The sequence below is a fragment of the Mesorhizobium sp. M1403 genome (assembly GCF_040317695.1).
Taxonomy (GTDB): Bacteria; Pseudomonadota; Alphaproteobacteria; order Rhizobiales; family Rhizobiaceae; genus Mesorhizobium.
Genome location: NZ_JAMYKY010000001.1, coordinates 638,972 through 663,861, shown reverse-complemented (window position 1 = coordinate 663,861; position 24,890 = coordinate 638,972). Strand labels below are relative to the sequence as shown.

Sequence of the window (24,890 nt, the reverse complement as noted above, 5' to 3'; positions counted from 1 at the left end):
ATGGCGGCCGCCCTCACCCATCTTGGCGCGCGCGGCGAAGCCAACATGGTCGATGTCGGCGACAAGGCTGAGACGGTGCGCACGGCAGTCGCGGAGGGCTTCGTGTCGATGCGGCCCGAGACGCTGGACATGATCCTCGCCGGCGATGCCAAGAAGGGCGACGTGCTCGGTACCGCGCGTATCGCCGGCATCATGGCGGCCAAGAAGACGCATGAACTGATCCCGCTCTGCCATCCACTGCTGCTGACCAGGATATCTGTCGATATCGAGCCGGACGCAGCTTTGCCCGGCCTGAAGGTCACAGCATTGACCCGCGTCACCGGCAAAACCGGCGTTGAGATGGAGGCCCTGAGCGCCGTCTCGGTCGCTTGCCTGACCATCTACGACATGGCCAAGGCGGTCGACCGCGCCATGGTCATCTCCGGCATCAGGCTGGTTGAAAAGACCGGCGGCAAATCCGGCGACTACAAGATCACCGAAGATGGGGTCACCGAGGCAGGCCGCTGATGGCGCTGGTCCCAGTTGCTGAGGCGCTCGAGCGCCTGTTGGACGGCGCAGCTGCACTGCAGGGCGAACGCGTCGCGCTGCTGGATGCCGCCGACCGCGTGCTGGCGGAGCCGGTTGTGGCGCTCCGCACCCAGCCGCCGTTCAACGCCTCCGCCATGGACGGCTATGCCGTGCGGGCGGCTGATATCGCGTCCTTACCAGCAAAGCTTTCGGTGGTCGGCATGGCGCCGGCCGGAAGCGGCTTTGCCGGGACGGTGCAGCAGGGGCAGGCCGTCCGTATCTTCACCGGCGCGCCGCTTCCCGAAGGCGCCGACACCATCGTCATCCAGGAGAACGTCCGCGATCTCGGCCGCGGTGTCGTCGAAGTGACGGAGCCGACGGTGCAGGGGCGAAACATCCGCCGCCTCGGGCTCGATTTCGCCAAAGGCGACGTCCTGCTGCACAAAGGCCGCCTGCTCGACCCGGCGGCCTTGTCGCTGGCGGCATCGGCCAACCACCCCGAGGTCGGCGTGGTCAAAAGGCCGTTGGTCGCCATCATCGCCACCGGCGACGAATTGCTGCCGCCGGGCAGCGAGCTTGGCCCCGACCAGATCATCTCCTCCAACGCCTATGGTGTCGCCGCCGCCGCACAGTCGGTCGGTGCGCGAGTGCTCGACCTTGGCATCGCGCCGGACCGCAGGGAGGCGATCGCTGCGCTGGTGGAAAAGGCCGTGAAGGCTGGCGCGAACGTCATCGTCACGCTGGGCGGTGCCTCGGTCGGTGACCACGATTTCGTCCATGACGTGCTGACCGGGCAAGGCATGACTCTCGATTTCTGGAAGATCGCCATGCGGCCGGGCAAGCCGCTGATGTTCGGGCGGCTGGGCGACATTCGCTGCATCGGCTTGCCCGGCAATCCGGTGGCGAGCCTGGTCTGCACCCAGCTCTTCCTGAAGCCGCTGCTGGCGCGGCTCGGCGGCCGCGCCTTTCAGCAGGATATGCGTGAGGCACGGCTCGGCGCTGCCATGCCGGCCAACGATCTCAGGCAAGATTATGTGCGGGCTGTTGTCACAGACGACGCCGGTACGCTCGTGGCGACGCCGTTCGGCATCCAGGACTCCTCGATGCTGAAAATGCTGGCCGATGCCAACGGGCTGATCGTCCGTGCGCCGTTCACGCCCGCCGCGGCGGCGGGCGCCGCCTGCGACGTGCTGATGCTACGCTGAACCTGCCTCACTCCGAGATCAAGGTCCGGGTCAGCGGATGGTCTGGATCGGCCAAACCGTCGATGATGTTGAAATGATGCCGGTCAGGCTCGACTACCGAGCTGGTCGCGGCACCCAGGCCGATCCAGATATTGGCCAGCAACGCGCTCTGGCGCAGGAATTCGGCGCGCTCGCTGCCGCCGGCCCAGCAGGTCAGGCGGGCCTTGTCCATCGGGCGCAGCAGCACCGGGCTTTCGATCTGCGCCTCCGCCTCATCGATCGCCAGCGTCTCGTTCATGCCGGTGCGCATGATCGGTCGCAAATCGTGCACACCCGAAATCGACACCACATGACGGACGCGCCGGACCACTTCGGGCGCCAGCGGCGTCGTCGCCGTTATCATCTGGCTAACAAGATGGCCGCCGGCCGAGTGTCCGGTCAACATCAGCGGCCCTGCGACCATCGCCGCCGCCTTGCCGATCGCCGCGCCGACTTCCTTGACGATGCCGCCAATGCGTATCTGCGGACAGAGCGTGTAGGACGGCATCGCCACAGCATAGCCGCGATCAACAGCGCCAGCGGCAAGATGCGACCAGAAACTCTTGTCGAATGCCATCCAGTAGCCGCCATGGACGAACACCACGAGCCCCTTGGGCTTGGTGGCCGGCAGGAAAAGATCGAGCCGGTTGCGTGGGTTTTCGCCATAGGCGATGTCGAGCCGCGCCCTGCCCTCGGTCGAAAGCACGTCGCGAAAAACCCCCGCGGGCTCGACCCAGGCCGCCGGCCAGCGATCGCTGCCGGCTATGTTGGCGCCATTGGCATAGGCGTTGTCCCAATCGGCAATGTGACGTTCGAACACCCTGCGCCCTCCCCTTGGCAATATGGCCTTGCCGCGTAGCCGTGAGCATCGCGCGGCGCGTCGTCGCCAGCCTCACGATGCCAGCTCTCGCATCAATCTCAAGTGACAGCCGCCTTGATGGCGAAGCGCGCATCCTTCCACGCACCGGTGCGCAGGATGTCCACAAGCACTTCGACGGCCTGCCAGACATCGGCATAGCCGACATAGAGCGGGGTGAAGCCGAAGCGCATGGTCGATGGCGCGCGAAAATCGCCGATCACGCCACGTTCGATCAGCGCGCGCATGATCTGGTAGCCATGCTCGTGCATGAATGAAATCTGGCTGCCGCGTTTTTCCCCGTCGCGCGTGCTTTCGAGCGTTAGCCCGTAAGTGCCGCACTTTGCCTCGACAAGCTCGATGAACAGATCGGCCAGCGCGATGCTCTTCTTGCGCACCGCCGTCATGTCGACATCGTTCCAGATGTCGAGCGCGCCCTTCAGCGTGCGCATCGACAGGACCGGCTGGGTGCCGCACAGAAACCGGCGGATGCCGGTGCCGGCCGCATAGCCTGGCTCGAAGGCGAAGGGCCGTGCATGGCCCCACCAGCCGGTGAGCGGCTGCTGGATGTCGGCAAGATGCCGCTCAGCCGCATAGATGAAGGCAGGCGCGCCCGGTCCGCCATTCAGATATTTGTAGGTGCAGCCAACGGCAAAATCGGCGTTTGCCTTGTCGAGCTCGACTGGCATCGCACCGGCGGTGTGGCAGAGATCCCAGACGATCATCGCCCCGGCTTCCTGGGCCCTGCGCGTCAGCGCCGGCATGTCGCGCAGTTCGCCCGACCTGTAGTTGACGTGGTTGACCAGCACCACGGCGGTGCCTTCGTCGATCAGCTCTTCGATGCTCGGCGCGTCGACCCCCGAGAGGCGAAGCAGCGTATCTTTTCGCGTCGAAACCACACCCTCAGCCATGTAGAGATCTGTCGGAAAACTGTCGCCCTCGGCGACGATGACCTGCCGCTCCGGCCGCATGGCCATGGCGGCGTGCAGCAGCTTGTAGATGTTGACCGATGTCGTGTCGCAGACCACCGTCTGGCCGGCCGCGGCACCGATCAGGCGCCCGAGCTGGTCGCCGAGTTCGAGCGGCATGTTGAACCAGCCGGCCGTGTTCCAGGCGCGGATGAGATCATGCGCCCATTCTTCGGTCGCTGCCTTGCTCAATTCATCGAAAGCTGCACGCGAAGCGGCCCCTAGCGAATTGCCGTCGAGATAGATCACTCCTTGCGGCAGCACAAAGCGGTCGCGCATCGCGCGCAGCGGATCTGCAGCATCCATCGCCCTTATGGCTACGAGATCGCGAATTCCTGTCATGATTTGTCTGCTCCCCCAAGATTCACCGCAACGCCGGACACGCATCGACGGCATCCATCGGTCACGAGCGGTTCTCCATTACCTGGTATCGCGCAGCAAGGCTCCACCGGCGACAAGTTGCCTGACCACGCGGTGGAAACCAGGAGCCAAGCCAACCCAAGGTTGGCGTTTTGACTTCGTTTCGTTCACGGCGCATTGACCAAACCGCACAGTCGATACGGCTTCAATTCCGTGCCCCTTTGCCGGCTGACGGCCGATACCAGTGCCGCCTTCTGGAAACCCAGAGGCCGCAAACGAAAGCAGAATCAAGGCGATGAGGCCCGCGGCGGTGAAAATGCAGCGTCCCGGTTGGCGAGTGGTATCGTTACCCGAGCCCTAACACATTCATTAAACTTTAAACAGTTGCGGAACACAACTGGAACAGATAGTGTTTGTTCTGGGTTTGTTTTTCTGATTCTGTTGGGGGTCGCTATGCTGACACGCAAACAACACGAACTGCTTATGTTCATCCACGAAAGGCTGAAGGAAAGCGGTATCCCGCCCTCCTTCGACGAGATGAAGGAAGCGCTCGACCTGGCTTCCAAATCGGGAATCCACCGGCTGATTACGGCGCTGGAGGAGCGCGGCTTCATTCGCCGTTTGCCCAACAGGGCCCGTGCGCTGGAGGTGCTGCGCCTGCCCGATTCGATCGCCCCCGGCCTCAATGCGGCACGCAAGTTCTCGCCGAGTGTCATCCAGGGCAGTCTTGGGCAAGGTCCTCGGCAAGGCAAGCCGACATCGTCGCGCGTCCCTGCAGCCGGCAATGACGACGATGTCGTCGCCGCCGTGTCTATCCCGGTGATGGGCCGCATCGCCGCTGGTGTGCCGATCGATGCCATCCAGCACCAGACGCATTCGATCTCGGTGCCGCCGGACATGATCATGGGCGGCGAGCATTATGCGCTCGAGGTCAAAGGCGATTCGATGATCGAGGCTGGCATTTTCGACGGCGACACGGTGATCATCCGCAATGCCGATACGGCGAGCCCTGGTGAGATCGTGGTGGCACTGGTCGACGAGGAGGAAGCGACGCTGAAGCGGTTCCGCCGCAAAGGCGCCTCGATCGCCCTGGAAGCGGCCAATCCGGCCTACGAGACGCGCATCTTCGGGCCAGACAGGGTCAAGGTACAAGGCAAGCTCGTCGGGTTGATCCGCCGCTACTGAGTAGCGCCCTTGGCGCTGGCTTTAGGCTTGTTGGCCTTGCGGTATGGCGGCAGGCCACGTGTCGCGCGTGAAAACTTCCGTTGCACGTGCCAGGGCCGGTATGATTTTTCGACGGCGAAGCGGATTTCGGCGCGTGTTGCCGCTTGTGGATCGAAATAGACGGCCGCACTTCCCGCGCGCGCCAGTTGCCGTTTGGTGACGACGAGGACCAGCCGGTCGTAGTAGCAGGGATTATGGGCGGTGGCGTCGTCGATGACGATCAAGCTGGCAAAGGCGCAGGCTGGCCGTGCAGTATCGCGGTCCTTGGCTTGCGCGATGATCGCGCCGGATGGATGCCTGGCAAGGCAGAGACCGTCCGTGCAAATGAACGGCATGCCCGGCGGTAGGGCGGCTGGATCGGCAATGTCGAATTGCGGATCGTTCTTTCCAGGTGTTTCCGGCGCGACGATAGCCTCTGATGTGAGCGCGCGTTTCCAGTTGTCGATGGTGAACTCATTCGGGCGTGCCCGGTTGACCGCGAGTTCACCGCTGCCGATCGGCAGCGCGACGAGCCGTGCGTCCTCCGAGATCAATACATCGGGTACGCGCGTCTGCGTTGTCGTTAGCAGGCCGGCGAGCGCAAAAGGAAGTGCCACGAGCCGCAACCAGGTCGTCGCCATGCTGGCAATGACGAGGGCGATCGTCACCAAAAGGACAGATCTCAGCGAAATCAGCCCGACCGCATCGATCGGCGAGCGCTCGGAGATCCACCCGGACAGGGCGATCATCGCCGTCAGCCCCTTGCCCATCACGTAGAGGAAAGGCCCATCCGCGCCGAACGGCATCGCCAGCGCACTGAGGACGGCGAAGGGCATGACGACCAGTGAGACGATCGGCATGATGGCCAGATTGGCGAACAGGCTGAGCGGCGCCACGCGCTGGAAATGCCATATGGCGAAAAGCGCCGTGGCGCTCCCTGCAATGATCGAGGTCATCGCCAGGCCGCCCATGCCCAGCAGGACCTTTCGAGCGGCAAAGCGTAGCGGCGACCGCCGGGGTGGCGGCGTGGTGGCCCTGCCGGCGCGGTAATCGGACCAGCCTGCATATGCGCCGACAAGGGCCGCCGTCGCGGCGAAGGACATCTGGAAGCTCGGACCGACCACCTCGTGCGGCGACACCAGAATGACCGCGATGGCCGAGATCGCCAGATTGCGCATGGTGAGCGCGGCCCGGTCGAAGAGCACGGCGATAAGCATCACCGCAAGCATGATGAAGCTGCGTTCGGCCGCCACCACAATGCCGGAAAAGACGAGGTAGGCCGCAATCGAAAAAAGCGCGGCGGCCGCGGCATATTTCTTGACCGGCCGTCGCGATGAGAAATCGGGAAACAGCGCAAAGGCGCCGCGTAGCAGCGCCATGATGGTGCCGGCGACCAACGCCATATGCAGCCCCGAGATGGAGATGATGTGGTAGATGCCGGTACGCCGCATCGCTTCGTTGACCTCGTCGGGAATGCCGGCGCGCACGCCGACGATCAGTGCAGCAGCAATCTCGCCCTCGGCGCCGCCGATGCGGCTGCGGATATGGTCGGCGATGGATTCGCGCGCGTCTTCGATCGCGGAAGAAAGCCGTGCGGCAAGCGGCATGCTGCCCGACGGCACGACTTTCGGATTGCCGAGAAAAAAGCCGCTGCCGCCGATACCGGCAAAATAGCTGTCGAAAGAGAAATCATAGCTGTCGGGTCGCACCGGGCCGGTCGGTGGCAGCAGCCGCACATAGCCGGCGATCTCGGAACCGGCGGTCAGCTCAGCCGGTATTTTCATCGCCGAAACGCGGACCCGTTCCGGCATGTAGCGCAGTGTCGGCCTGGCGGTTGAGATCACATCGATCGTCAGCCTGATGCGGCCGCTCGCCATGGGCTCGAACGATACGACGCGACCCGTGAGGCGCGTCGAGATTTCAGAACCGAGCATATGCGTTCCGACACGCCAGGTCTCGACCTTGGCGGCAAGCACGCCAAGCGCGCAGAGCAACGCCGCCATGAAGCACAGGCGGGTTCTGGGCCACGACCGCGAGGCGACGGCACAGAGGGCTGCCAAGGCGACGATTGCGATCGGCTGTGGAAAGGCCGGCTCCTCCGCCAGCGCAAAATATACGACCACCCCGCATGCGAGGAACACCGGCACCAGCAGGAAGGCGACCCCACGGTCGAGCTCCAGACCGGCCGCCGAGGTTACGCCGTTGCGGATACGGGACGGTGACGGGAGGCGGAAACGCCGGCGTAGGCGCACGATGGGCTCGGCCGCGGGCACGAGAACCGTTGCTGGGTCGCTCGCCGGCAGCGACGGGGCATCAAAGCGTGGAGCCGGCAGCAATGCCGGTGCCGGCAGGACAGGCACGGGCGCGGCAAACAGCAAGCGTTCGCTGACGCCGCTGCCAACGTCCTCGCCCTCGCCCGCACCACGGCCTCGCACAGCCATCGGGTCTGCCCCTTGCGCCCTCGACCTCCTATGCTACATGAACGCGCAACGCGCGAAAGTCCGCAACCCACTTCCTTCGCCTGCCTGAGAGTTCCATGCCCGACAAGGTCGTCACCCGTTTTGCCCCCTCGCCCACCGGCTATCTGCATATTGGCGGGGCGCGCACGGCGCTGTTCAACTGGCTGTATGCCAAGCACACAGCCGGCACGATGCTGCTGCGCATCGAGGACACCGACCGCGAGCGTTCCGCCGATGCGGCAACCGCGGCCATCCTCGACGGGCTTTCCTGGCTTGGCCTGACATGGGACGGTGAGCCGGTGTCGCAGTTCGAGCGTGCGCCGCGCCATCGCGAGGTGGCCGAGGAACTCGTTCGCATGGGCAAGGCCTATTATTGTTACGCGACGCCTGCCGAGTTGGAGGCAATGCGCGAGAGCGCACGAGCCAAGGGGCTGCCTCCCCGCTATGACGGCCGCTGGCGCGACCGCGACCCCTCCGAGGCGCCGGCCGGCGCCAAGGGGGCGATCCGCATCAAGGCGCCGACAGACGGCGAGACGGTTGTGCATGACCGCGTCCAGGGCGACGTGCGCTTTCCCAACAAGGATCTCGACGATTTCATTATTCTGCGCTCGGACGGCAACCCGACCTACATGCATGCCGTCGTCGTCGACGATCACGACATGGGCGTCACCCACATCATCCGCGGCGACGACCATTTGACCAACGCCGCCCGCCAGACGGTGATCTACCATGCCATGGGGTGGGAGGTGCCGTCGATGTCGCATATCCCGCTGATCCACGGTGCCGACGGCGCCAAGCTGTCGAAACGGCACGGTGCGCTCGGCGTCGAGGCCTATCGCGCCATGGGCTACCTGCCGGAGGCGCTGCTCAATTATCTGGCGAGGCTTGGCTGGAGCCACGGCGACGATGAGATCATGTCGATCGCCAACATGATCGCATGGTTCGACATTGGCGACGTCAACAAAGGCGCCGCCCGTTTCGACTTCGCCAAGCTCGAGGCGCTGAACGGCGTGCACATGCGCCGCATGAACGACGCGGCGCTGCTCGACATCTTCATCGCCACTCTGCCCTATCTCGACGGCGGTCCGGCGATCGCAGCTAGCCTCGACGACAGACGCAAGGCGCAATTGCTTGCCGCTTTGCCAGGCCTGAAGGAGCGCGCCAAGACGCTGGTCGAACTTGTTGAAGGGGCTGCATTCCTGTTCGTCGAGCGGCCGATGCCGGTCGACGAGAAGGCGGCGGCGCTGCTCAGCGGTGAGGCGCGCGCGATCCTGCGGGGCGCTCATGCGGCACTGGCCACGATTTCGGACTGGTCTGCCGCCTCGGCGGAAGCCGCGATCCGCGACTATGCGCAGGCCGGCGGCCACAAACTCGGCGCCGTGGCCCAACCTCTGCGCGCCGCGCTCACCGGCAAAAGCACCTCGCCCGGCGTCTTCGATGTGCTGGCCGTGCTTGGCCGCGAGGAAAGCCTGGCGCGGATTGCCGATCAAATCGATTAGGAAACTGGCCCAAGAAGATTGGCGTTGAAAGGTGTGTTTCGCAGTGCAACATTGGGTCTTGGCCTAATCTGGCGCGCAGATTCAATTGCGGGCGCAAATGTGCGTATTCCGATGCTTTTGACGTGTTGGGTTCAATGTTTTGCCGTTGCCGGCCTGAGGAAACAAAAAGGAGTTTGCTATGACCGAACCTGCGACAAAGATGGAATTTGGCGGCAAAACCCAGGCGTCGACGGCAAAACTGGAACTCGACGGCAAAACCCATGAATTCAAGATACGAAGTGGTTCGGTAGGACCTGATGTCATCGACATCGGTTCGCTCTACAGCACCACCGGCGTATTTACCTACGATCCCGGTTTTACGTCAACGGCGAGCTGCGAATCGGAAATCACCTTCATCGATGGCGATGCCGGTATTCTCTTGCACCGCGGCTACCCGATCGACCAGCTGGCCGAGCACGGCGACTTCCTCGAAGTCTGCTATCTCTTGCTCTACGGAGAACTACCGACCAAGGCGCAGAAGGACGATTTCGACTACCGGGTGACGCGCCACACCATGGTGCATGAGCAGATGTCGCGCTTCTTCACCGGCTTCCGCCGCGATGCGCATCCGATGGCGGTGATGTGTGGCGTGGTCGGCGCGCTGTCGGCCTTCTATCACGATTCCACCGACATCTCGGACCCCTATCAGCGCATGGTCGCCTCGATGCGGCTGATCGCCAAAATGCCGACGATCGCGGCGATGGCCTATAAATACCATATCGGCCAGCCGTTCATTTATCCGAAGAACGAGCTGAATTTCGCAGCCAACTTCCTGCATATGTGCTTCGCCGTGCCTTGCGAGGAATACAAGATCAACCCGGTGCTGGCGCGCGCGATGGAGCGTATCTTTATCCTGCACGCCGATCACGAACAGAACGCCTCGACCTCGACCGTCCGCCTGGCCGGCTCGTCGGGCGCCAATCCTTTTGCCTGTATCGCCGCCGGCATCGCGTGTCTGTGGGGCCCTGCACATGGCGGCGCCAATGAGGCAGCCCTGAACATGCTGGGCGAGATCGGCCATGTCGATCACATCCCGGAATTCATTGCGCGCGCCAAGGATAAGAACGATCCGTTCCGATTGATGGGCTTTGGCCACCGCGTTTACAAGAACTACGACCCGCGCGCTAAGATCATGCAGAAGACCGCGCATGAGGTCCTGGGCGAGCTCGGCATCAAGGACGATCCGCTGCTCGACATCGCCATGGAGCTGGAAAAGATCGCGCTGACCGATTCCTATTTCATCGAGAAGAAGCTCTATCCGAACGTCGATTTCTATTCCGGCATCACGCTGAAGGCGCTGGGCTTCCCCACCACCATGTTCACCGTGCTGTTCGCGGTCGCCCGCACCGTCGGCTGGATCGCGCAGTGGAAGGAGATGATCGAGGACCCGCACCAGAAGATCGGTCGCCCGCGCCAGCTCTATACCGGCGCGCCGGAACGGGACTACGTGCCGATCGCGAAGCGGTGAATGGTGAATGGTGAATGGTGAATGGTGAATGGTGAATGGTGAATGGTGAATGGTGAATGGTGAAGCGGAGCGCAACTCCCTGTCCATAGCAAATACTATTTACTATTCACCATTCACTACCTACTCCCCACCATCCCCATCACCACCCCCGCAGCAATCTCGCCTGACGGCTTGTCGGTCACCATGCGCCCGGCGATTTCGGCAAAACCGTCCTTCTGCCAAGCGCGGTAGGCGGTATCGGAGAACAGCGCCTCCAGCTGCCGCGCCAGATAATGCGGCCGCACATACTGGTTGTAGTGTTCCGGCACGACCGGCCGGTCGGCGATGAGGTTGGGCAAGGCTGCACTCCACACTTTGATGAGCCCCTGCGCCATGCGCATGACCGGATCGAGCCGGTAGCAGGAGATCATCGGCACACCCGCCAGCGCCAATTCCAGCGACACCGTTCCCGATGCGATCAGCGCCGCATCGGCCTTGCCGAAGGCCTGCCATTTGCGTTCGGCATCGAGGATGATCTCCGGCTTCTCGTCCCAGCTTGCCACCGAGGTCCTGACCAGGTCGGCGACGTGCGGCACCGTCGGCAGCAACAGGCGCAGGCGGTGCCCGCGCGCCCGCAGGATCGACACCGTCTTGCCGAACGGCCCGACCAAGCGTCGCACCTCGCCGCGACGCGAGCCGGGCAATACAAGCAACGTTTTCACGCGGTCGGCGGACAGGTCACGCGGCTGCGCCTGCGCCTTGGCGGCACTAACTATACCCGGATCATGTGCAAGGCGATGCCCGACATAGGTGCCGGGCGGCCCCCCTAAGCGAGCGAGTTCCTTCACCTCGAACGGCAGGATGCAAAGAATGTGGTCGACATACGGCTTCATCGCCGCCGCCCTGCCCGGCCGCCACGCCCACACGCTGGGGCAGACATAGTGAACGATCGGGATCGTCGGATCGACGGCACGCACCTTCTTGGCGACGCGCAACGAGAAATCCGGACTGTCGATGGTGATGAGGCAGTCGGGCTTTTCGCCGGAAATCGCGTTCGCCGTCTGGCCGATCCGCCGCATCAAGCGCGGCAGGTCGCGCAGAATGGCGCTAAGCCCCATCAGCGCGATCTCGCTGCCGTCGAACAATGGCGCCAAGCCGAGCGCCTGCAAATGGCGACCGCCGATGCCGACGAGCCGAACCTCGCGCCCGGTCAAGCGCTTGAGCGCCTGCACAAGGTCGGCGCCAAGCAGGTCGCCGGACTCCTCGCCGGCGACGACGGCTATCTTCAACGGCCGCTCATTCGCCATGCGCCGGCTCCGCAGCAGGCAGGCCGATCACGAACAGGCCGAGTGCATTGGCACGCCCGATGGTGGCGGGGCCTTCGAGCACCAGCGAGCGGCCGGCTTCGACGGCAATGCCGGCCAGTCCGGCGGCATGCGCCGCCTCGACGGTCAGCGGGCCTATGGAGGGCAGATCGGCACGCAGTTCCTGACCGGGCTTGGCGCATTTGACCAGAACACCGCGGCTCCGGCCCGCCAGCCTGCCGTGCCCGCGTAACTGTTTTGTTCGCTCGAGCAGCCCGTCTGTGCCTTCGACGCCTTCCAGCGCGATGGCGCGGCCGCCGACCGCAACGGCCGCCTGGCCGATATCCAGCGCGCCGATGGCTTTTGCCGCCGCATGCGCCGCCTCGATGTCGCGCCAGTCGGATTTGCGGGGCGCCGCCTTGGTCAGCAGGCCTTCGGCGGCTACCAGTTCCGGCACGATCTCGTGAGCGCCGACGACCTTGATGCCGCTGCGCTCGATCCTGCGCACGAACAGTTTCAGCACGGTGTCGTCGCCCCGGGTTACACCGACGAGAAGGCTGGGTAGCCAGGCGAGCAGGCCTAAATTGAGGCGCATGGCGCTCAGCCTGGGGCGGCGCGTGATATGACCCGCGGTTACCAGATGGGTAACGTGGTGCCGCTTGAGCATCGGCAGCAGCGAGCCGACGTCTTCCAGCCTCAAGGTTGCCTGCTCATAGGGCTCGAAATCAGCTATGCGGTCGACCTCGCCCGCCGCCATCACGACGAAGGGAGATTTGCCTTGCCGGGCGAGCGCTCGGGCAATTTCGACCGGGAGACTGCCGCCGCCAGCGATGATGCCGACCTTGGCATCTTGCGCGAGATCAAGGCCCTTTCCGGCAGCCTCAATCTTCGTCATCTGCCCTCAGTCTTGATCATCGGTATCGTCGCCGTCGCCACCCTTGAGCGACGGCACGGCATAGTGCCGCTTGCCGCGACCGGCGATGAAATCGACGATCTTCATGGCGGTCGGCGACGAGGCGAATTCCGCTTTGGCGAACTCGATGTTTTCGCCGACCGTCCGAGAGCGATCGAAGATCGTCTTGTAGGCTTTGCGCAGCAAGTGGATCTCGGAACGCGGCAGTCCGGCGCGCTTCAGGCCAATGATGTTGAGGCCGCGAAGGCTGGCGCGGTTGCCAACCGCGATGGCGTAGGGAATGACGTCGCCGACGATCGCCGAGCAACCGCCGAGAAAGGCGTTGTCGCCGATGCGGACAAACTGATGAACCGCGGTAAGGCCGCCGATGTAGACATTGTCGCCGACCTCGCAATGGCCACCTAACGTCGCCTGATTGGCGAAGGTGGCATTCTTGCCGACCACACAGTCATGGGCGATATGGGCATAGGCAAGGAAGTTGCCGTTGTCGCCGATCGTCGTCTCGCCGCGGCTGGAATCGGTCCCGAGATGCATGGTGACGCCTTCGCGGATCGTGCAGTTCTCGCCGATCACCAGCGTGGTACGGCCGCCCTTGTGCTTGGTGTTCTGCGGTGGCCCGCCCAGTATCGCCATCGGATAGACCTTTGTCGATGCACCGATGGTAGTCGCGCCCATCACCGAGACATGGCTGACCAGTTCGACGCGGTCGCCGATCACGGCGTCGGGGCCGACGTGGCAGAAGGGCCCGATGCGGGCGCCTTCGCCGATTTGGGCGCCTGCCTCGATGACCGACGATGGATGGATGACTGTCTGTATCTTCATTAGCATTCGTTTATCAGCCGCTTGCGACCATCATCGCCGAGATCTCGGCTTCCGCCGCCTTGGCGCCATCGACGAGGGCCTCGCAGGCGAATTTGAGAAGATTGCCGCGTTTCTTGATTTTCTTCACATGGATTTTCAACTGGTCGCCTGGAACGACCGGCTTGCGGAATTTGGCGTTGTCGATGGTCAGGAAATAAACCAGCGATGGCTTTTCCGTTCCAAGGCTGCGGATGCAGATGGCGCCGGCCGTCTGCGCCATCGCTTCGATGATCAGCACGCCGGGCATGACCGGCTGGTCCGGGAAATGACCCTGGAAATGCGGCTCGTTTATGGTGACGTTCTTGATGCCGATGGCGGATTCGTCGCCGTCTATGTCGACGATACGGTCGATCATTAAGAACGGATAGCGGTGCGGCAAGAGCTTCATCAGCCGCATTATGTCAACCGCTTCGAGCGTCGCCGCTGCGATGTCAGCCATTTCCCCCCTCACCCTGTTTGCGCGTCCGTGCAAGTCTGCGCAAGGCCGCTATCTCGCGCATGGCTTCCGCCATCGGCTGCGCCGGATATCCTCCCCAAATCTCACCTGCAGGCACATTGCTCATAAACCCGCTTCTTGCGGCAAGCTTGGCCCCGGACCCGATGGTCAAATGATCCGCAAGGCCGACGCCGCCGCCCATGGTGACGTTGTCGCCCACCGTCACGGACCCGGAAATACCCGAAAGCCCGGCCACTATGCAATTGCGGCCGATGCGAACGTTGTGCGCGATCTGCACCAGATTGTCGATCTTGGTGCCCTGGCCGATGATCGTGTCGGACATAGCGCCGCGATCGACAGTCGTATTCGACCCGATCTCGACGTCATCCTGGATAATAACGCGGCCGATCTGCGGAACCCGCTCCGGACCTTTGGCGCCGGCGACGAAGCCGAAGCCATCCTGGCCGATCCTGGCACCGCCATGGATGATGACGCGATTGCCGATCAACGCATATTGTACGCTGGCACCTGGACCGACATAGCCGTCGCGGCCGATCTGTGAGGAAGGACCGATAACCGCATGCGGGGCAATGACGGTTCCGCTGCCGATGGCGGCGCGCGGCCCGATGACCGCGCCTGCTTCGATGATCGCACCGGCCTCGACATGGGCGGTCGGATCGACATGGGCGTGCGGCGAGATACCGGTTTCGCCGGTCATCGGTCCAGGCGTCGCAGCCGCCGGGAAAAGCAGACGCCCGACCATTGCGAAAGCCTGCTGCGGGCGCGGATGCACCAGAACCGCAATGCCCGCCGGCGCCTTGCCGGCAAATTCGGCAGGGCAGAGAACCGCTGCCGCCCGCAGTGACTGCATCAGCGCGAAATTGCGCCTGCCATCGACGAAGACAAGTGCGTTCTCGCCGCCTTCATTGGCAGGCGCCAGAGCCTCGATCGATACATCGGAGAGACCGGAATCGACAAGCGTCGAACCGGTCAGATTCGCGACTTCGCCGGCCGTATACCGGCGTGAGGGCGCGAAGAACACCGGATCGGTCATTCCAGAAGCAATATCCAGCTAGCGCATGACCCCGAAAATCGGAAATCGATCCTCGGAAAGGATCATGCGCAAATCAAAGTGCTACAGCGTCCTTTGCTCGTCCGATAGGACGCGCCGCGCTGTAGTGTCGGATCACCGTCTTCCGGATTCAAACGACCCGGAAGCATCGTTACCCGCGCATCAGAAGCGGGTCGATATACCGAAGTTGAATTCCTGCACGTCGTCGGTCTTTTCCTTCTTGACCGGGATCGCATAGTCGATGCGGATCGGGCCGAAGGGCGACGCCCACATCAAACCGACGCCGACAGAGGCGCGCCATTCCATGCCGGTCGTCGACTGATTGACGAGATTGGAGGCAATCTTACTGCCGTAGAGCGTTGCCGCGTCAGCGAAGACCGCACCGCGCAAACCGAAGCTTTCCGGGATGACCGGCAGCGGGAACTGCGCTTCCGCCGAGGCATTGAAGTAGGTGGTGCCGCCGAGATGGTCATTGCTGTTGTCCAAAGCAACCGGACCGATCCCGCCGTATTCGAAACCGCGGATCATGCGCTCGCTGCTCTGGAAATGGTCGAAGACACGCAGATCGCCGCTGCCATATCCCTGGACATGGCCGGCGCCGCCCGAAATGAGACCCACCAGATCCAATTGTTCGGACAGCGTCTGATAAATGCTGCCGCGCGCCGTGACCTTGATGAACTTGGCATCGCCGCCGACGCCGGCCACTTCCGTGCCGACATTGGCATAAATACCGTCATGCGGGTTCTTCATGTCGTCGATGGTATTGTAGATCAGGCCGAGGCTGACCGAGGACTTGAGCCATGGGCTCTCTTCAACGCCGTTTACGATCGCCTGGGAGACGTCGCAGGTGCCACCATTGATAATGGGAACGCAGCCCTCGTCGAACTCGTACTTCTCTTGCGCAATGTTATACGCCAGCTGCGTCGTGATATTGTCGGTGATCGGCAGCCCGAAGCGAACGGTCGCGCCTGTCGTGTCGCTGTCGTAATGGTCGTAGTTTCGGCTCTGCTTGTAGATGTCGAAGCCGGCCGCGATGCGGCGCCCGAGGAAATAGGGTTCGGTGAAAGAGAAGCTGTAGTCGCGCGAGTTCTTGCCACCGCCCGCCGCCACCTTGATGAATTGGCCGCGACCGAGGAAGTTGCGCTCACTGACGGAGCCTTCGACGGACGGACCTGACGTTTCACCGCCGCTCGAATAACCGGCGCCGACCGTGAACTCACCGGTCGATTTCTCGACCACATCGACCACCAGCACAACCTGGTCCGGCTCAGAACCCGGAACGGTGGAAATTTCGACTTTTTCAAAATAATCGAGCGCTTCCAGCCGCCTCTTCGCGCGCTGGATGAGGACCTGATTGAAAGCGTCGCCTTCGCTGACATCGAACTCGCGGCGAATGACGTAGTCGCGCGTCCGATCGTTGCCGCGAATCTCGATGCGCTCGATATAGGCCTTGGTACCCTGGTCGACCGTATAAACGACCGAGATCGTGTGGTTCTCGAAGTTGCGGTCGCCGCGCGGTGTCACCTGGGCGAAGGCATAGCCGGATCCAGCGACCTTTTCGGTCAAGGCGATGATCGTGTCCTCGACGTTCTTGGCGTTGTAGACATCGCCCTTGTGGGTCTCGACCACCGATTCAAGCGACTTGCTGTCGACCTCGGGGATCGTGCTTTCGACGCTGACATCCCCGAACGTATAACGCTCGCCCTCCTGCACCGTGATGGTGACGGTGTATTTGTTGGTGGTGTCGTCGAGCTCGCCGACAGCCGAGACGACCTGGAAGTCGGCATAGCCGTGATTGTAATAGAAGCGGCGCAGCAGCTCCTGGTCGGCGCGCAACTTGTCCTCGTCATAGACGTCGTCGCGCAGCACGAACGAAAGGAAGGACGAGCGCTTGGTGGAGATGATGTCCGACAGCCGGCGGCTCGAATAGGCGCTGTTGCCGACGAAATTGATCGCCGCGATCTGGGTGCGGCCGCCTTCGTTGATGTTAAAGACCACGTTTATGCGGTTGTCGCCGAGATCCATGATCTGGGTGGTCACGGCGGCGTCGTCGCGGCCGATACGCCTGTAAGCGGCCTTGACCGCCTCGACATCGGCATCGAGCTGCTGTTGCGAAAAGGTGCCGCGAGGCTTCAATTGCACCGCGGCTTCAAGCGCGTTGTCCTTGAGCTTCTTGTTGCCCTGGAACAGCACCTGGTTGACGACCTGGTATTCGGAAACCTTGATGACCAGCGTCGAGCCGACCTGGTTGATCTGCACGTCCGAAAACAGCCCGGTGCCGAACAGCGCCTTGACCGCATCGTCGATGTCCGAGCTGGAAAACGCCTTGCCGGGCTTGATCGGCACATAATTGCGGATGGTGTCGGCGTCGACACGCTGATTGCCGGTGACTTCGACTCTGGAGACGACAGCCGCCTCGGCGGCCGATGTGGCAACGAACTGCACTGCGAGCGCGCCTGGTACAACCAGAGCGGCGGACATAGCCACCGCGGACGCGGCGCTCAGAAACTTGGATGCTGCCTTCATCGGGCTTTTGTACCTTTTCTCGAAGTCCCCACGGCGAGAAAACCGGACGTGCGGTAATTTCCCCTACCGTATTAACCGGATTTTCCCTACACGCAAGGCTTCTGGTTAATTTGTATTTACTTAACCCTGTGGCGTGGCTTTCGCGTCACGCATATCCCCACGCATGGTAAACGGCGTCTCAACATTGCTCGTGCCGAAGCCAAATTCCTTCATGATTTCAGCACCCAAACAGATCGTTCCAGAAAACAAAGCCCATGAAGCCGAGCACCAATATGAGGCCGCTTCGGTAAGCCATTTCCATCATCCGTTCGGACACCGGCCGCCGGATGACAGCCTCCACGCCGTAGAACAGAAGATGCCCTCCGTCGAGGGGGGGAATCGGCAAAAGGTTGAGAATCCCTATCCCGACTGACAGGAATGCAACAAGCTGCACGAGCCATTCAAAGCCGAGCTTTGCCGCTTGACCCGACATCTTGGCGATCTTGATGGGGCCGCCCAGCTGGCACTTGTCCTCGCGACCGACAACGAAACGTTGTAGGAACTGGCCGGTACGCTGGATGACGTGTCCGGTTTCCTGGACCGCTGCCCCGACCGCCCCAGCCGGACTGTAGGTGATCAGCCGTGGCTGGCCGAGTTCCTTGTTATTGACGACGCCGATCACGGCCACCTGGACCTTGTTGCCCAGTGCGTCCTGTTGTTCCATCAAGCGCGGCGTCGCCGTGACGGTGATTTCCTTGCCGCCGCGTAGCATGACGAAGGTGATGCTGTCGCCGGCACGGCCGGAGACCAGACGCTGGACGTCGGCAAAGGTCTCGACCTTGCTGCCGTCGACGCTGACGAATCGGTCGCCGGGCATGATGCCGGCCGCCGCCGCCGGACTGCCGACGGTAACCTCAGCCACCATCGGCTCCAGCACGGGACGGCCATGGACAGAAAAAAGTACGGAAAAGACAGCGATCGTCAGCAGGAAGTTGAACAGCGGCCCCGCCACCACTGTCGCCGCGCGCTTCCAGATCGGCTGCGTGTGGAAGGCGACCTTGCGTTCTTCGTCGCTCAGCGCCTCGATCTCCTCCGAGCTGGGTTGGCTCGACGTCGCGTTCATGTCGCCGACGAACTTGACGTAGCCGCCGAGCGGTATGGCGCAAAGCTTCCAGCGCGTGCCGCGGCTGTCGTTGAAGCCGATGATTTCAGGACCAAAACCGATCGAAAAGGCCTTTGCGCCGATACCGCACCAGCGGCCGACGAGGTAGTGGCCCATTTCGTGGACGAAAACGACCACGGTCAGCACGAACAGGAAAGGCACCAGCGTGCCGAGGACAAAGCCCTCTGTGCTGAAAACCGCGTGAAGAATCTCGTTCAATTCATGCCCTCAAATTCATCCACGGCGCAGGTCACGCCGCGACTGTGACATCAATCCAGGCGAATCCATGGCGCAACCCGCGCCAGCCCGCCGTCGGATGCCGCTCAAACCGGGAACAGTCCCTGTGCCGGATGGTCGGCGGTCGCGGAAATCCAGCCGATGACGTATAGGGCGAAAGCCGCCGCGACAAGCCCGTCGACCCGGTCCATGATGCCGCCATGGCCGGGTATCAGCGCGCCGGAGTCCTTACGGCCGTGGCGTCGCTTGATCCATGATTCGAACAGGTCGCCGGCTTGCGCGACAATCGAAAGCACCAGTGCGATCACGCCAAGCACGACAAGGTTGCCCGTTCCGGCTACAGCGGCCAGAAGCAGCCCGGCCACCACGCCGCCGATCGCCCCGCCGAGCGCCCCGCTCCGCGTCTTGCCCGGCGAGATCGACGGCGCCAGCCTTGGACCACCGACGGAGCGGCCGACGAAATATGCAAAAATATCGGTCGCCCAAACCACGGCGAACAGAAAGAGGATGGCCAGCAGCCCGGAACGGTCGCCGTCGCGCAAGAAGGCCAGCGACAGGCCGGAAACCGCCGCATAGGCAAGGCCGGATGCTTCCCACGGTCCTGCCTTGCGCATCGACGCCGCGATGGCACCGACAGCAACCAGAGCCGCGACGAGCGACAGCAGCAAAGACGCTGACAGGCCGGCGATGAGGGCACCGATAAAGACCACGATCAGCGCCTCGGGCAGAAAGCCAAGACCTGTCGCAGCATTAACACCTGTCGGGGCAGCTGGACGGCTCATCCGCGTCCACTCGTAGAAGATCACCGCCGCCATGGCAGCGCAAAGCAACCGGAAGGGCAGTCCGCCAAGCCAGGTCAGGCCGAGCGTGACGATGGCAAGCACGACGGCCGAAATGACGCGGAGCTGAAGGTTGCTCATCCCTCAGCCCGAGGCGACGTCTTGGGCGGCAAGTCCGCCGAAGCGGCGCTCGCGGCCGGCAAAATCGCGCAGTGCATCGGACAGGTGCTCGCGACTGAAGTCGGGCCAGTAGCAAGGCAGGAAAACAAGTTCGCTGTAGGCGGCCTGCCATAACAGGAAATTCGACAGCCGAAGCTCGCCGCTGGTGCGGATGACCAGTTCCGGATCCGGGATGCCCTCTGTGTCGAGCGAGTTGGCGAAGGACTCTGCCGTGATCGCTTCGCTGTCGATCTCGCCACGCGCCACCGCCGCGGCGAGCTTGCGCGCTGTGCGGACGATCTCGTCGCGCCCGCCATAATTGAAGGCGATGACCAGCGTCAGCGCCTCGTTGCGGAGAGTGAGCGTTTCGGCTTCCTCGAGCAGGCCTCTTATGTCGGGCTGCAGCCCTGCCCTGTCACCGATGACCCTGATTCGGACGCCGCTCTGGTGCAACTCGGCGAGATCGCGTCGGATGAAAAGCTTCAGCAGGCCCATGAGGTCGCTGACTTCGGATTTCGGCCGTGACCAGTTTTCCGACGAGAAAGCGTAGACGGTCAGGAAGGAGATGCCCAGGTTAGGGGCGGCGCGCACCGTCTTGCGCAGCGCTTCGACGCCGGCGCGGTGACCGGCGAGCCGCGGCAAGCCGCGCGCCTTGGCCCAGCGTCCGTTTCCGTCCATGATGATCGCGACATGCGCGGGCGTTGCCATGTTCTCGCTTCCGGGCCAGCCGTGGCCAGACCCTAGACCTGCATGATTTCCGCTTCCTTGTCGGAAAGCAGGTGGTCGATGGTGCTGATTGTCTCGTCGGTTAGTTTCTGAACCTGGTCGGCCCGTTTGCGGTGGTCGTCCTCGCTGATGTCGCCGTCCTTTTCCGCCTTTTTCAGAAAGTCCATGCCGTCCCGGCGAACGTGACGCACAGCGACGCGGGCATTCTCGGCATAGCCGTGCGAGATCTTGACCAGCTCCTTGCGGCGCTGCTCGTTGAGTTCAGGCAACGGGATCCTGAGATTGGTGCCGTCTACGATAGGATTGAAGCCGAGATTGGATTCACGGATGGCGCGGTCGACGGCACTGACCATCGACTTGTCCCAGACCGAAACCGAGATCATGCGCGGCTCCGGCACCGACACGGTTGCCACCTGGTTGATCGGCATGGCGGTGCCGTAGGCCTGCACCTGGATGGCGTCGAGCAGGCTGCTCGACGCGCGGCCGGTGCGCAGCGAAGCCAGATCATGCTTGAACGCGGCGATCGCCCCGTCCATGCGCCGTTTGAGATCGTCGTATTCGCCACTCATCATCGTCTCCTCGACCCGTTTAGCCCGGGTTCACTGCCTTGAGGGTAAAACCCTGTTCGAGCCTCAATCCGCGAACTGGTCCCTCTTTCGGGTTCACGGTCCGGATTAATCGTCGGCGACAACCGTGCAACGGCCGCCGCCACGCAGGATATCACCGAAACCACCCTTCTCGTGGATCGAATAGACGATTATCGGAATGTTGTTTTCGCGCGCAAGTGCAATCGCCGCGGTATCCATGATCGAAAGCCCGCGTTTTATGACGTCGCTATGGCTGATGCGCTCGAAGCGTGTCGCGTTCGGGTCCTTCTTGGGATCAGCCGAATAGACGCCATCGACCTGAGTGCCCTTGAACAAAGCATCGGCGCCGATCTCGGCGGCGCGAAGGGCTGCAGCCGAATCGGTAGTGAAAAACGGATTGCCGGTGCCACCGGCGAAGATGACGACCTTGCCCTGGTTCATGTAGGCGGTTGCCTGACGCTGCGAAAAACTTTCGCACAGCTCGGGCATGGCGATCGCCGACAACACCACGGCGTCGACGCCGATCTTGTTGAGCGAGGTGCGTAGCGCCAGCGAATTGATGACCGTGGCAAGCATGCCCATATGGTCGCCGGTGACGCGGTCTCCGCCTTTTGATGCAACCGCGACGCCGCGAAAGATGTTGCCGCCGCCGATGACGACACCGACCTCGATGCCCAGTGCGCGGGCCTCGGCAATGTCGGCGGCGATGCGGTCGACCACCGATACGTCGATGCCGAAATGCTGTTCGCCCATCAACGCTTCGCCCGACGCTTTCAGCAAGACACGTCGGTAGAGGGGCTTCACCGTCATCTGGTCCTCGTCATCATGCGTGTGACGCGCTTCGGTGGCGCCCCGAAACACTGGGCGTTCCGATACACGAAGGGGGCCGCGCTGTCACGCGGCGCCCGAGCCGGAAAGTTGAGATCGTGGACTGGGATAGCCGTCAGCTCACGCCGGCAAAAGTGCCTTGCATGAGCAGATCCGGCAGATAGCTTGCCGGCTTGTCGCCAACCGCCTGCCCACCGGTCAAGCCGCCTTGTATTTCAGGGCCGAAGAACGAATACGGAAAGGGCGTGACCGGCCGGCTCACCGCATCGAGCCGTGCCCGAAGGTCTTCGGGAATGTCGAAATCAAGCGCGCCGAGATTGTCCTTGAGCTGGTCAAGCCTGGTGGAGCCGACGATGACGGACGCAATGCCTGGCCTGTTTGCCGCCCAGTTCAGGGCGACCTGGGCCATGCTGCGGCCGAGCTGGCCGGCAACCCTCTCCAGTTCGGCGACGATTTGCCAGTTGCGGTCGGTGAATTTCTGGAAACCGGGATTGGTCGAACCACGCATTGTCTCCAGCCGGCCACCATCCTTGACGATTGTATCGAAACGGTATTTTCCGCTGAGCAGGCCGCTGGCCAACGGACTCCAGACCATGATTCCAGCGCCATAGCGCGTGCCGAACGGCACGAACTCGTGCTCGATGTTGCGCTCGGCCAGCGAATATTCGAGCTGAAGCGCCGAAACCGGTTCATAGCCGCGATGCTCGGCGATCGCCTGCGCCCGGCTTGCGTACCAGACCGGCACGTCGGACAGACCGACATGCCGGATCTTTCCGGCGCGCACCAGATCGTCCAGCGTCCGCATCACCTCCTCCGGTGGCGTCAGCCTGTCCCAGGTATGGAGGATGTAGAGGTCGATGTAATCGGTGCCGAGCCGCTTCAGCGAACCGTCTACCGCCCGCAGGATGTTCTTACGGCCGTTGCCGCCGGCATTTGGATTACCCGGTTCGGCGTTGTAGGTGAATTTGGTACTGATCACCGCCTTGTCGCGCAGCCCACGCTCGGCGATGAATTCGCCGAGCCAGGTTTCGGCCGTGCCACCGGTATAGAGATCGGCGGTATCGAAGAAATTGCCACCGGCTTCGACATAGGCCTCAACCAAGGCGCGCGCCGTTTCCTTCTCCGCGCCCCAGCCCCATTCCGTGCCGAACGTCATGGTGCCGAGCGCAAGACGAGTGACACGCAGCCCGCTGTTGCCGAGCGTGTAGTAGGACATGGTCATGGATTTTCTCCTGAAATTTGAAAACGGGATTGAGGTCCTTGCCTGGGATATGCAGTCAGGCCTTGGCCAGCGCATCGACCACCACCTGGAACCGACGCGGATCGAAATAGTCGTGGTAGGCGCTGATCAGACCGCTCTCGAAGCGGAAGATCGCGATATTGCTGTTGGTGTATTCAGAGCCGCCAATCAGCATCGCGCGGTTCTTGTACTCAACGACGATCGCGTCCGAATCCGCTGCCGGATAGACGGCTGTCAGCTGGGAGTCGAAGGATTCGAAATTGCCGAAGAGGCCTCGGAAGGCCGCCAGGATCGCGGCCTTACCATCGATGCTGCTTCCAAATCCTGCCGGCGGGTAGAAGACAAGGATTCGGCCATCTTCAGCCCAAAGGTTGCCCCATGCCTCAATGTCCTTGCGGTGCATCAGGTCAAAGAATTTACGCACTGTCTCGAGATTACGGGTTCGTTCGGACTTGAGGTCGGTCATTGGACGTCTCCTTGGCTGCTCGGCGATTGCCGTGTGATGCAGCCAAAGATGCGTTCTTCTTCCCTATCCGATAAGATTGCATTATCCGAATGGACTATGCGATACCATGCATGAATGGATCGCGATCTGCTTAGCCACCTACCTATAATCGTTGCCGTCGCGCGGCGTGGCGGCTTCGCCTCGGCGGCCGCCGAGCTCGGCATGAGCCCGTCAGCGGTCAGCCATGCGGTGCGGCTGGTGGAGGAGCGAATCGGCCAGCCGTTGTTTGCCCGCACCACACGCAGCGTCTCGCTGACCGAGGCTGGCACCGCCCTCGTCGCTGCGGCGGAGCCGGCGCTGGAAGACATTGCCGACCGGATCGAACGCATCCGCTCTGTCAAAGGCCGGGCAAGCGGACTGCTCAGGATCAACGCGCCGCGTTTGGCGCTGCCTCTGGCGCTGATGCCCATCCTGACGGCGATGGCGGAACGTTACCCTGACGTGACGGTGGAGATCGTCACCGACGAACGTCTGAGCGATATCGTCGGCGAGGGTTTCGACGCCGGCATCCGGCTGGGCGAGATGATCGCCGAGGATATGGTGACGGTGCGGCTGACTCAGCCGTTCCGGACGACCATTGTCGCCTCTCCGGCCTATATCGGCCGCCACGGAAAGCCGCGAACAATTGCTGATCTCTCCACCCGCAACTGCATCGGCTATCGGCTGTTGCGATCACGTGCGCTCTACCGTTGGGATCTGTCAGACCAGGGCAAGGATATCGGCGTCGAGACGCGCGGCAGCGTCGTCGTCAGCGAACCGCTGTCGGCAAAAGACATGGCCCTTGCCGGCATCGGCCTCGCATATCTGTTCGAGCCGCTTGTCAAGCCCGACATCGAGGCAGGCCGGCTGGTCGAAGTCCTTGGCGAGGCATCGATCGAGGAACCGGGACTGTTCCTCTATTTCCCGCGCCGCGCCGCGATGGCCCCGAAGCTCCGCGCCTTTATCGACACCGCGCAAGAAATCGGCCGGGCATCCTCGCGGACACCCGGCCGAAAAAGCCTTTCAAACGAATAGT

22 protein-coding genes are annotated in these 24,890 nt (G+C 62.7%); 6 read left to right on the top strand and 16 right to left on the bottom strand.

The genetic code is table 11. The features are described from left to right. Together moaC and NKH01_RS03335 are read left to right on the top strand one after the other, a co-directional pair. A complete protein-coding gene (gene moaC, locus NKH01_RS03340; RefSeq protein ID WP_023717712.1) occupies window positions 1-507 on the top strand; it encodes a cyclic pyranopterin monophosphate synthase MoaC in 507 nt (168 codons plus the stop codon). Next, the gene (locus tag NKH01_RS03335) at window positions 507-1,712 is read left to right on the top strand and encodes a molybdopterin molybdotransferase MoeA (RefSeq protein WP_352587164.1); all 1,206 of its coding nucleotides are present in this window, start codon (window positions 507-509) and stop codon (window positions 1,710-1,712) included. Before moaC ends, NKH01_RS03335 begins: the two co-directional genes overlap by 1 nt. A gap of 7 nt (window positions 1,713-1,719) precedes the next feature. Here NKH01_RS03335 and NKH01_RS03330 read toward each other — a convergent pair whose 3' ends face one another. Then, window positions 1,720-2,550, bottom strand: coding sequence for a hormone-sensitive lipase (locus NKH01_RS03330; RefSeq protein ID WP_353018914.1), 831 nt, complete (start codon window positions 2,548-2,550; stop codon window positions 1,720-1,722). Between the two features lie 98 nt (window positions 2,551-2,648). After that, entirely contained in the window at window positions 2,649-3,896 is a 1,248-nt protein-coding gene (kynU, locus tag NKH01_RS03325) for a kynureninase (RefSeq protein ID WP_353018912.1), read from the bottom strand. A gap of 471 nt (window positions 3,897-4,367) precedes the next feature. Between kynU and lexA the strand changes: the two genes are divergently transcribed. Next, window positions 4,368-5,099, top strand: a complete 732-nt coding sequence (gene lexA / locus NKH01_RS03320; protein ID WP_084642503.1) for a transcriptional repressor LexA — start codon at window positions 4,368-4,370, stop codon at window positions 5,097-5,099. On the opposite strand, the gene NKH01_RS03315 is transcribed toward lexA, so the two are convergent. Continuing rightward, entirely contained in the window at window positions 5,093-7,558 is a 2,466-nt protein-coding gene (locus NKH01_RS03315) for a ComEC/Rec2 family competence protein (protein ID WP_353018910.1), read from the bottom strand. The genes lexA and NKH01_RS03315 overlap by 7 nt on opposite strands. 95 nt (window positions 7,559-7,653) lie before the next feature. Here NKH01_RS03315 and gltX point away from each other — a divergent pair, with 95 nt between their 5' ends. Continuing rightward, on the top strand, window positions 7,654-9,075 hold the full coding sequence (gltX, locus tag NKH01_RS03310; protein WP_353018908.1) for a glutamate--tRNA ligase: 1,422 nt from the start codon (window positions 7,654-7,656) through the stop codon (window positions 9,073-9,075). Between the two features lie 178 nt (window positions 9,076-9,253). Further along, entirely contained in the window at window positions 9,254-10,582 is a 1,329-nt protein-coding gene (gene gltA, locus NKH01_RS03305; RefSeq protein ID WP_023717718.1) for a citrate synthase, read from the top strand. A 116-nt stretch (window positions 10,583-10,698) separates the two neighbouring features. Here gltA and lpxB read toward each other — a convergent pair whose 3' ends face one another. The 13 genes from lpxB to NKH01_RS03240 all read right to left on the bottom strand — a co-directional run bounded on the left by lpxB (window position 10,699) and on the right by NKH01_RS03240 (window position 23,836). Continuing rightward, entirely contained in the window at window positions 10,699-11,868 is a 1,170-nt protein-coding gene (gene lpxB, locus NKH01_RS03300) for a lipid-A-disaccharide synthase (protein ID WP_352777657.1), read from the bottom strand. Next, on the bottom strand, window positions 11,858-12,760 hold the full coding sequence (locus NKH01_RS03295) for an LpxI family protein (RefSeq protein ID WP_352523583.1): 903 nt from the start codon (window positions 12,758-12,760) through the stop codon (window positions 11,858-11,860). Before NKH01_RS03295 ends, lpxB begins: the two co-directional genes overlap by 11 nt. 6 nt (window positions 12,761-12,766) lie before the next feature. Then, the gene (gene lpxA / locus NKH01_RS03290; protein ID WP_352523581.1) at window positions 12,767-13,600 is read right to left on the bottom strand and encodes an acyl-ACP--UDP-N-acetylglucosamine O-acyltransferase; all 834 of its coding nucleotides are present in this window, start codon (window positions 13,598-13,600) and stop codon (window positions 12,767-12,769) included. A 13-nt stretch (window positions 13,601-13,613) separates the two neighbouring features. Continuing rightward, entirely contained in the window at window positions 13,614-14,078 is a 465-nt protein-coding gene (fabZ, locus tag NKH01_RS03285; RefSeq protein ID WP_023674942.1) for a 3-hydroxyacyl-ACP dehydratase FabZ, read from the bottom strand. After that, entirely contained in the window at window positions 14,071-15,129 is a 1,059-nt protein-coding gene (gene lpxD, locus NKH01_RS03280; protein WP_352523580.1) for a UDP-3-O-(3-hydroxymyristoyl)glucosamine N-acyltransferase, read from the bottom strand. Before lpxD ends, fabZ begins: the two co-directional genes overlap by 8 nt. A 180-nt stretch (window positions 15,130-15,309) precedes the next feature. Beyond that, window positions 15,310-17,673 (bottom strand): outer membrane protein assembly factor BamA, encoded by a 2,364-nt coding sequence (bamA, locus tag NKH01_RS03275; protein WP_352523577.1) that lies wholly within the window; start codon window positions 17,671-17,673, stop codon window positions 15,310-15,312. Window positions 17,674-17,890: 217 nt separating this feature from the next. Next, window positions 17,891-19,033: an RIP metalloprotease RseP gene (gene rseP, locus NKH01_RS03270; protein WP_352482672.1), complete on the bottom strand. Its 1,143-nt coding sequence runs from the start codon at window positions 19,031-19,033 to the stop codon at window positions 17,891-17,893. Window positions 19,034-19,137: 104 nt separating this feature from the next. Next, window positions 19,138-19,971 carry a phosphatidate cytidylyltransferase gene (locus NKH01_RS03265; protein WP_353018907.1) on the bottom strand — a complete coding sequence of 278 codons (834 nt, stop codon included), beginning with the start codon at window positions 19,969-19,971 and terminating at the stop codon, window positions 19,138-19,140. Between the two features lie 3 nt (window positions 19,972-19,974). Further along, window positions 19,975-20,697: an isoprenyl transferase gene (locus NKH01_RS03260; RefSeq protein ID WP_023717727.1), complete on the bottom strand. Its 723-nt coding sequence runs from the start codon at window positions 20,695-20,697 to the stop codon at window positions 19,975-19,977. A 32-nt stretch (window positions 20,698-20,729) separates the two neighbouring features. Continuing rightward, window positions 20,730-21,284, bottom strand: a complete 555-nt coding sequence (frr, locus tag NKH01_RS03255; RefSeq protein WP_084642476.1) for a ribosome recycling factor — start codon at window positions 21,282-21,284, stop codon at window positions 20,730-20,732. Window positions 21,285-21,389: 105 nt separating this feature from the next. Next, a complete protein-coding gene (gene pyrH / locus NKH01_RS03250; RefSeq protein WP_023717729.1) occupies window positions 21,390-22,112 on the bottom strand; it encodes a UMP kinase in 723 nt (240 codons plus the stop codon). 133 nt (window positions 22,113-22,245) lie between these two features. Beyond that, window positions 22,246-23,352: an aldo/keto reductase gene (locus NKH01_RS03245; protein ID WP_353018905.1), complete on the bottom strand. Its 1,107-nt coding sequence runs from the start codon at window positions 23,350-23,352 to the stop codon at window positions 22,246-22,248. 55 nt (window positions 23,353-23,407) lie between these two features. Further along, window positions 23,408-23,836: a nuclear transport factor 2 family protein gene (locus tag NKH01_RS03240; RefSeq protein WP_352482295.1), complete on the bottom strand. Its 429-nt coding sequence runs from the start codon at window positions 23,834-23,836 to the stop codon at window positions 23,408-23,410. Between the two features lie 114 nt (window positions 23,837-23,950). On the opposite strand from NKH01_RS03240, the gene NKH01_RS03235 reads away from it, so the two are divergent. Next, window positions 23,951-24,889: a LysR family transcriptional regulator gene (locus tag NKH01_RS03235; protein WP_023717732.1), complete on the top strand. Its 939-nt coding sequence runs from the start codon at window positions 23,951-23,953 to the stop codon at window positions 24,887-24,889. The last annotated feature ends 1 nt before the right edge of the window (window position 24,890 follow it).

What these genes read in the sequence shown, in the direction of transcription:
- moaC (WP_023717712.1), top strand. Translation starts at nt 1, where the DNA reads ATGGCGGCCGCCCTCACCCATCTTGGCGCGCGCGGCGAAGCCAACATG.
- NKH01_RS03335 (WP_352587164.1), top strand. Translation starts at nt 507, where the DNA reads ATGGCGCTGGTCCCAGTTGCTGAGGCGCTCGAGCGCCTGTTGGACGGC.
- kynU (WP_353018912.1), bottom strand. Translation starts at nt 3,896, where the DNA reads ATGACAGGAATTCGCGATCTCGTAGCCATAAGGGCGATGGATGCTGCA.
- lexA (WP_084642503.1), top strand. Translation starts at nt 4,368, where the DNA reads ATGCTGACACGCAAACAACACGAACTGCTTATGTTCATCCACGAAAGG.
- NKH01_RS03315 (WP_353018910.1), bottom strand. Translation starts at nt 7,558, where the DNA reads ATGGCTGTGCGAGGCCGTGGTGCGGGCGAGGGCGAGGACGTTGGCAGC.
- gltX (WP_353018908.1), top strand. Translation starts at nt 7,654, where the DNA reads ATGCCCGACAAGGTCGTCACCCGTTTTGCCCCCTCGCCCACCGGCTAT.
- gltA (WP_023717718.1), top strand. Translation starts at nt 9,254, where the DNA reads ATGACCGAACCTGCGACAAAGATGGAATTTGGCGGCAAAACCCAGGCG.
- lpxB (WP_352777657.1), bottom strand. Translation starts at nt 11,868, where the DNA reads ATGGCGAATGAGCGGCCGTTGAAGATAGCCGTCGTCGCCGGCGAGGAG.
- NKH01_RS03295 (WP_352523583.1), bottom strand. Translation starts at nt 12,760, where the DNA reads ATGACGAAGATTGAGGCTGCCGGAAAGGGCCTTGATCTCGCGCAAGAT.
- lpxA (WP_352523581.1), bottom strand. Translation starts at nt 13,600, where the DNA reads ATGAAGATACAGACAGTCATCCATCCATCGTCGGTCATCGAGGCAGGC.
- fabZ (WP_023674942.1), bottom strand. Translation starts at nt 14,078, where the DNA reads ATGGCTGACATCGCAGCGGCGACGCTCGAAGCGGTTGACATAATGCGG.
- lpxD (WP_352523580.1), bottom strand. Translation starts at nt 15,129, where the DNA reads ATGACCGATCCGGTGTTCTTCGCGCCCTCACGCCGGTATACGGCCGGC.
- bamA (WP_352523577.1), bottom strand. Translation starts at nt 17,673, where the DNA reads ATGAAGGCAGCATCCAAGTTTCTGAGCGCCGCGTCCGCGGTGGCTATG.
- NKH01_RS03265 (WP_353018907.1), bottom strand. Translation starts at nt 19,971, where the DNA reads ATGAGCAACCTTCAGCTCCGCGTCATTTCGGCCGTCGTGCTTGCCATC.
- NKH01_RS03260 (WP_023717727.1), bottom strand. Translation starts at nt 20,697, where the DNA reads ATGGCAACGCCCGCGCATGTCGCGATCATCATGGACGGAAACGGACGC.
- frr (WP_084642476.1), bottom strand. Translation starts at nt 21,284, where the DNA reads ATGAGTGGCGAATACGACGATCTCAAACGGCGCATGGACGGGGCGATC.
- pyrH (WP_023717729.1), bottom strand. Translation starts at nt 22,112, where the DNA reads ATGACGGTGAAGCCCCTCTACCGACGTGTCTTGCTGAAAGCGTCGGGC.
- NKH01_RS03245 (WP_353018905.1), bottom strand. Translation starts at nt 23,352, where the DNA reads ATGACCATGTCCTACTACACGCTCGGCAACAGCGGGCTGCGTGTCACT.
- NKH01_RS03240 (WP_352482295.1), bottom strand. Translation starts at nt 23,836, where the DNA reads ATGACCGACCTCAAGTCCGAACGAACCCGTAATCTCGAGACAGTGCGT.
- NKH01_RS03235 (WP_023717732.1), top strand. Translation starts at nt 23,951, where the DNA reads ATGGATCGCGATCTGCTTAGCCACCTACCTATAATCGTTGCCGTCGCG.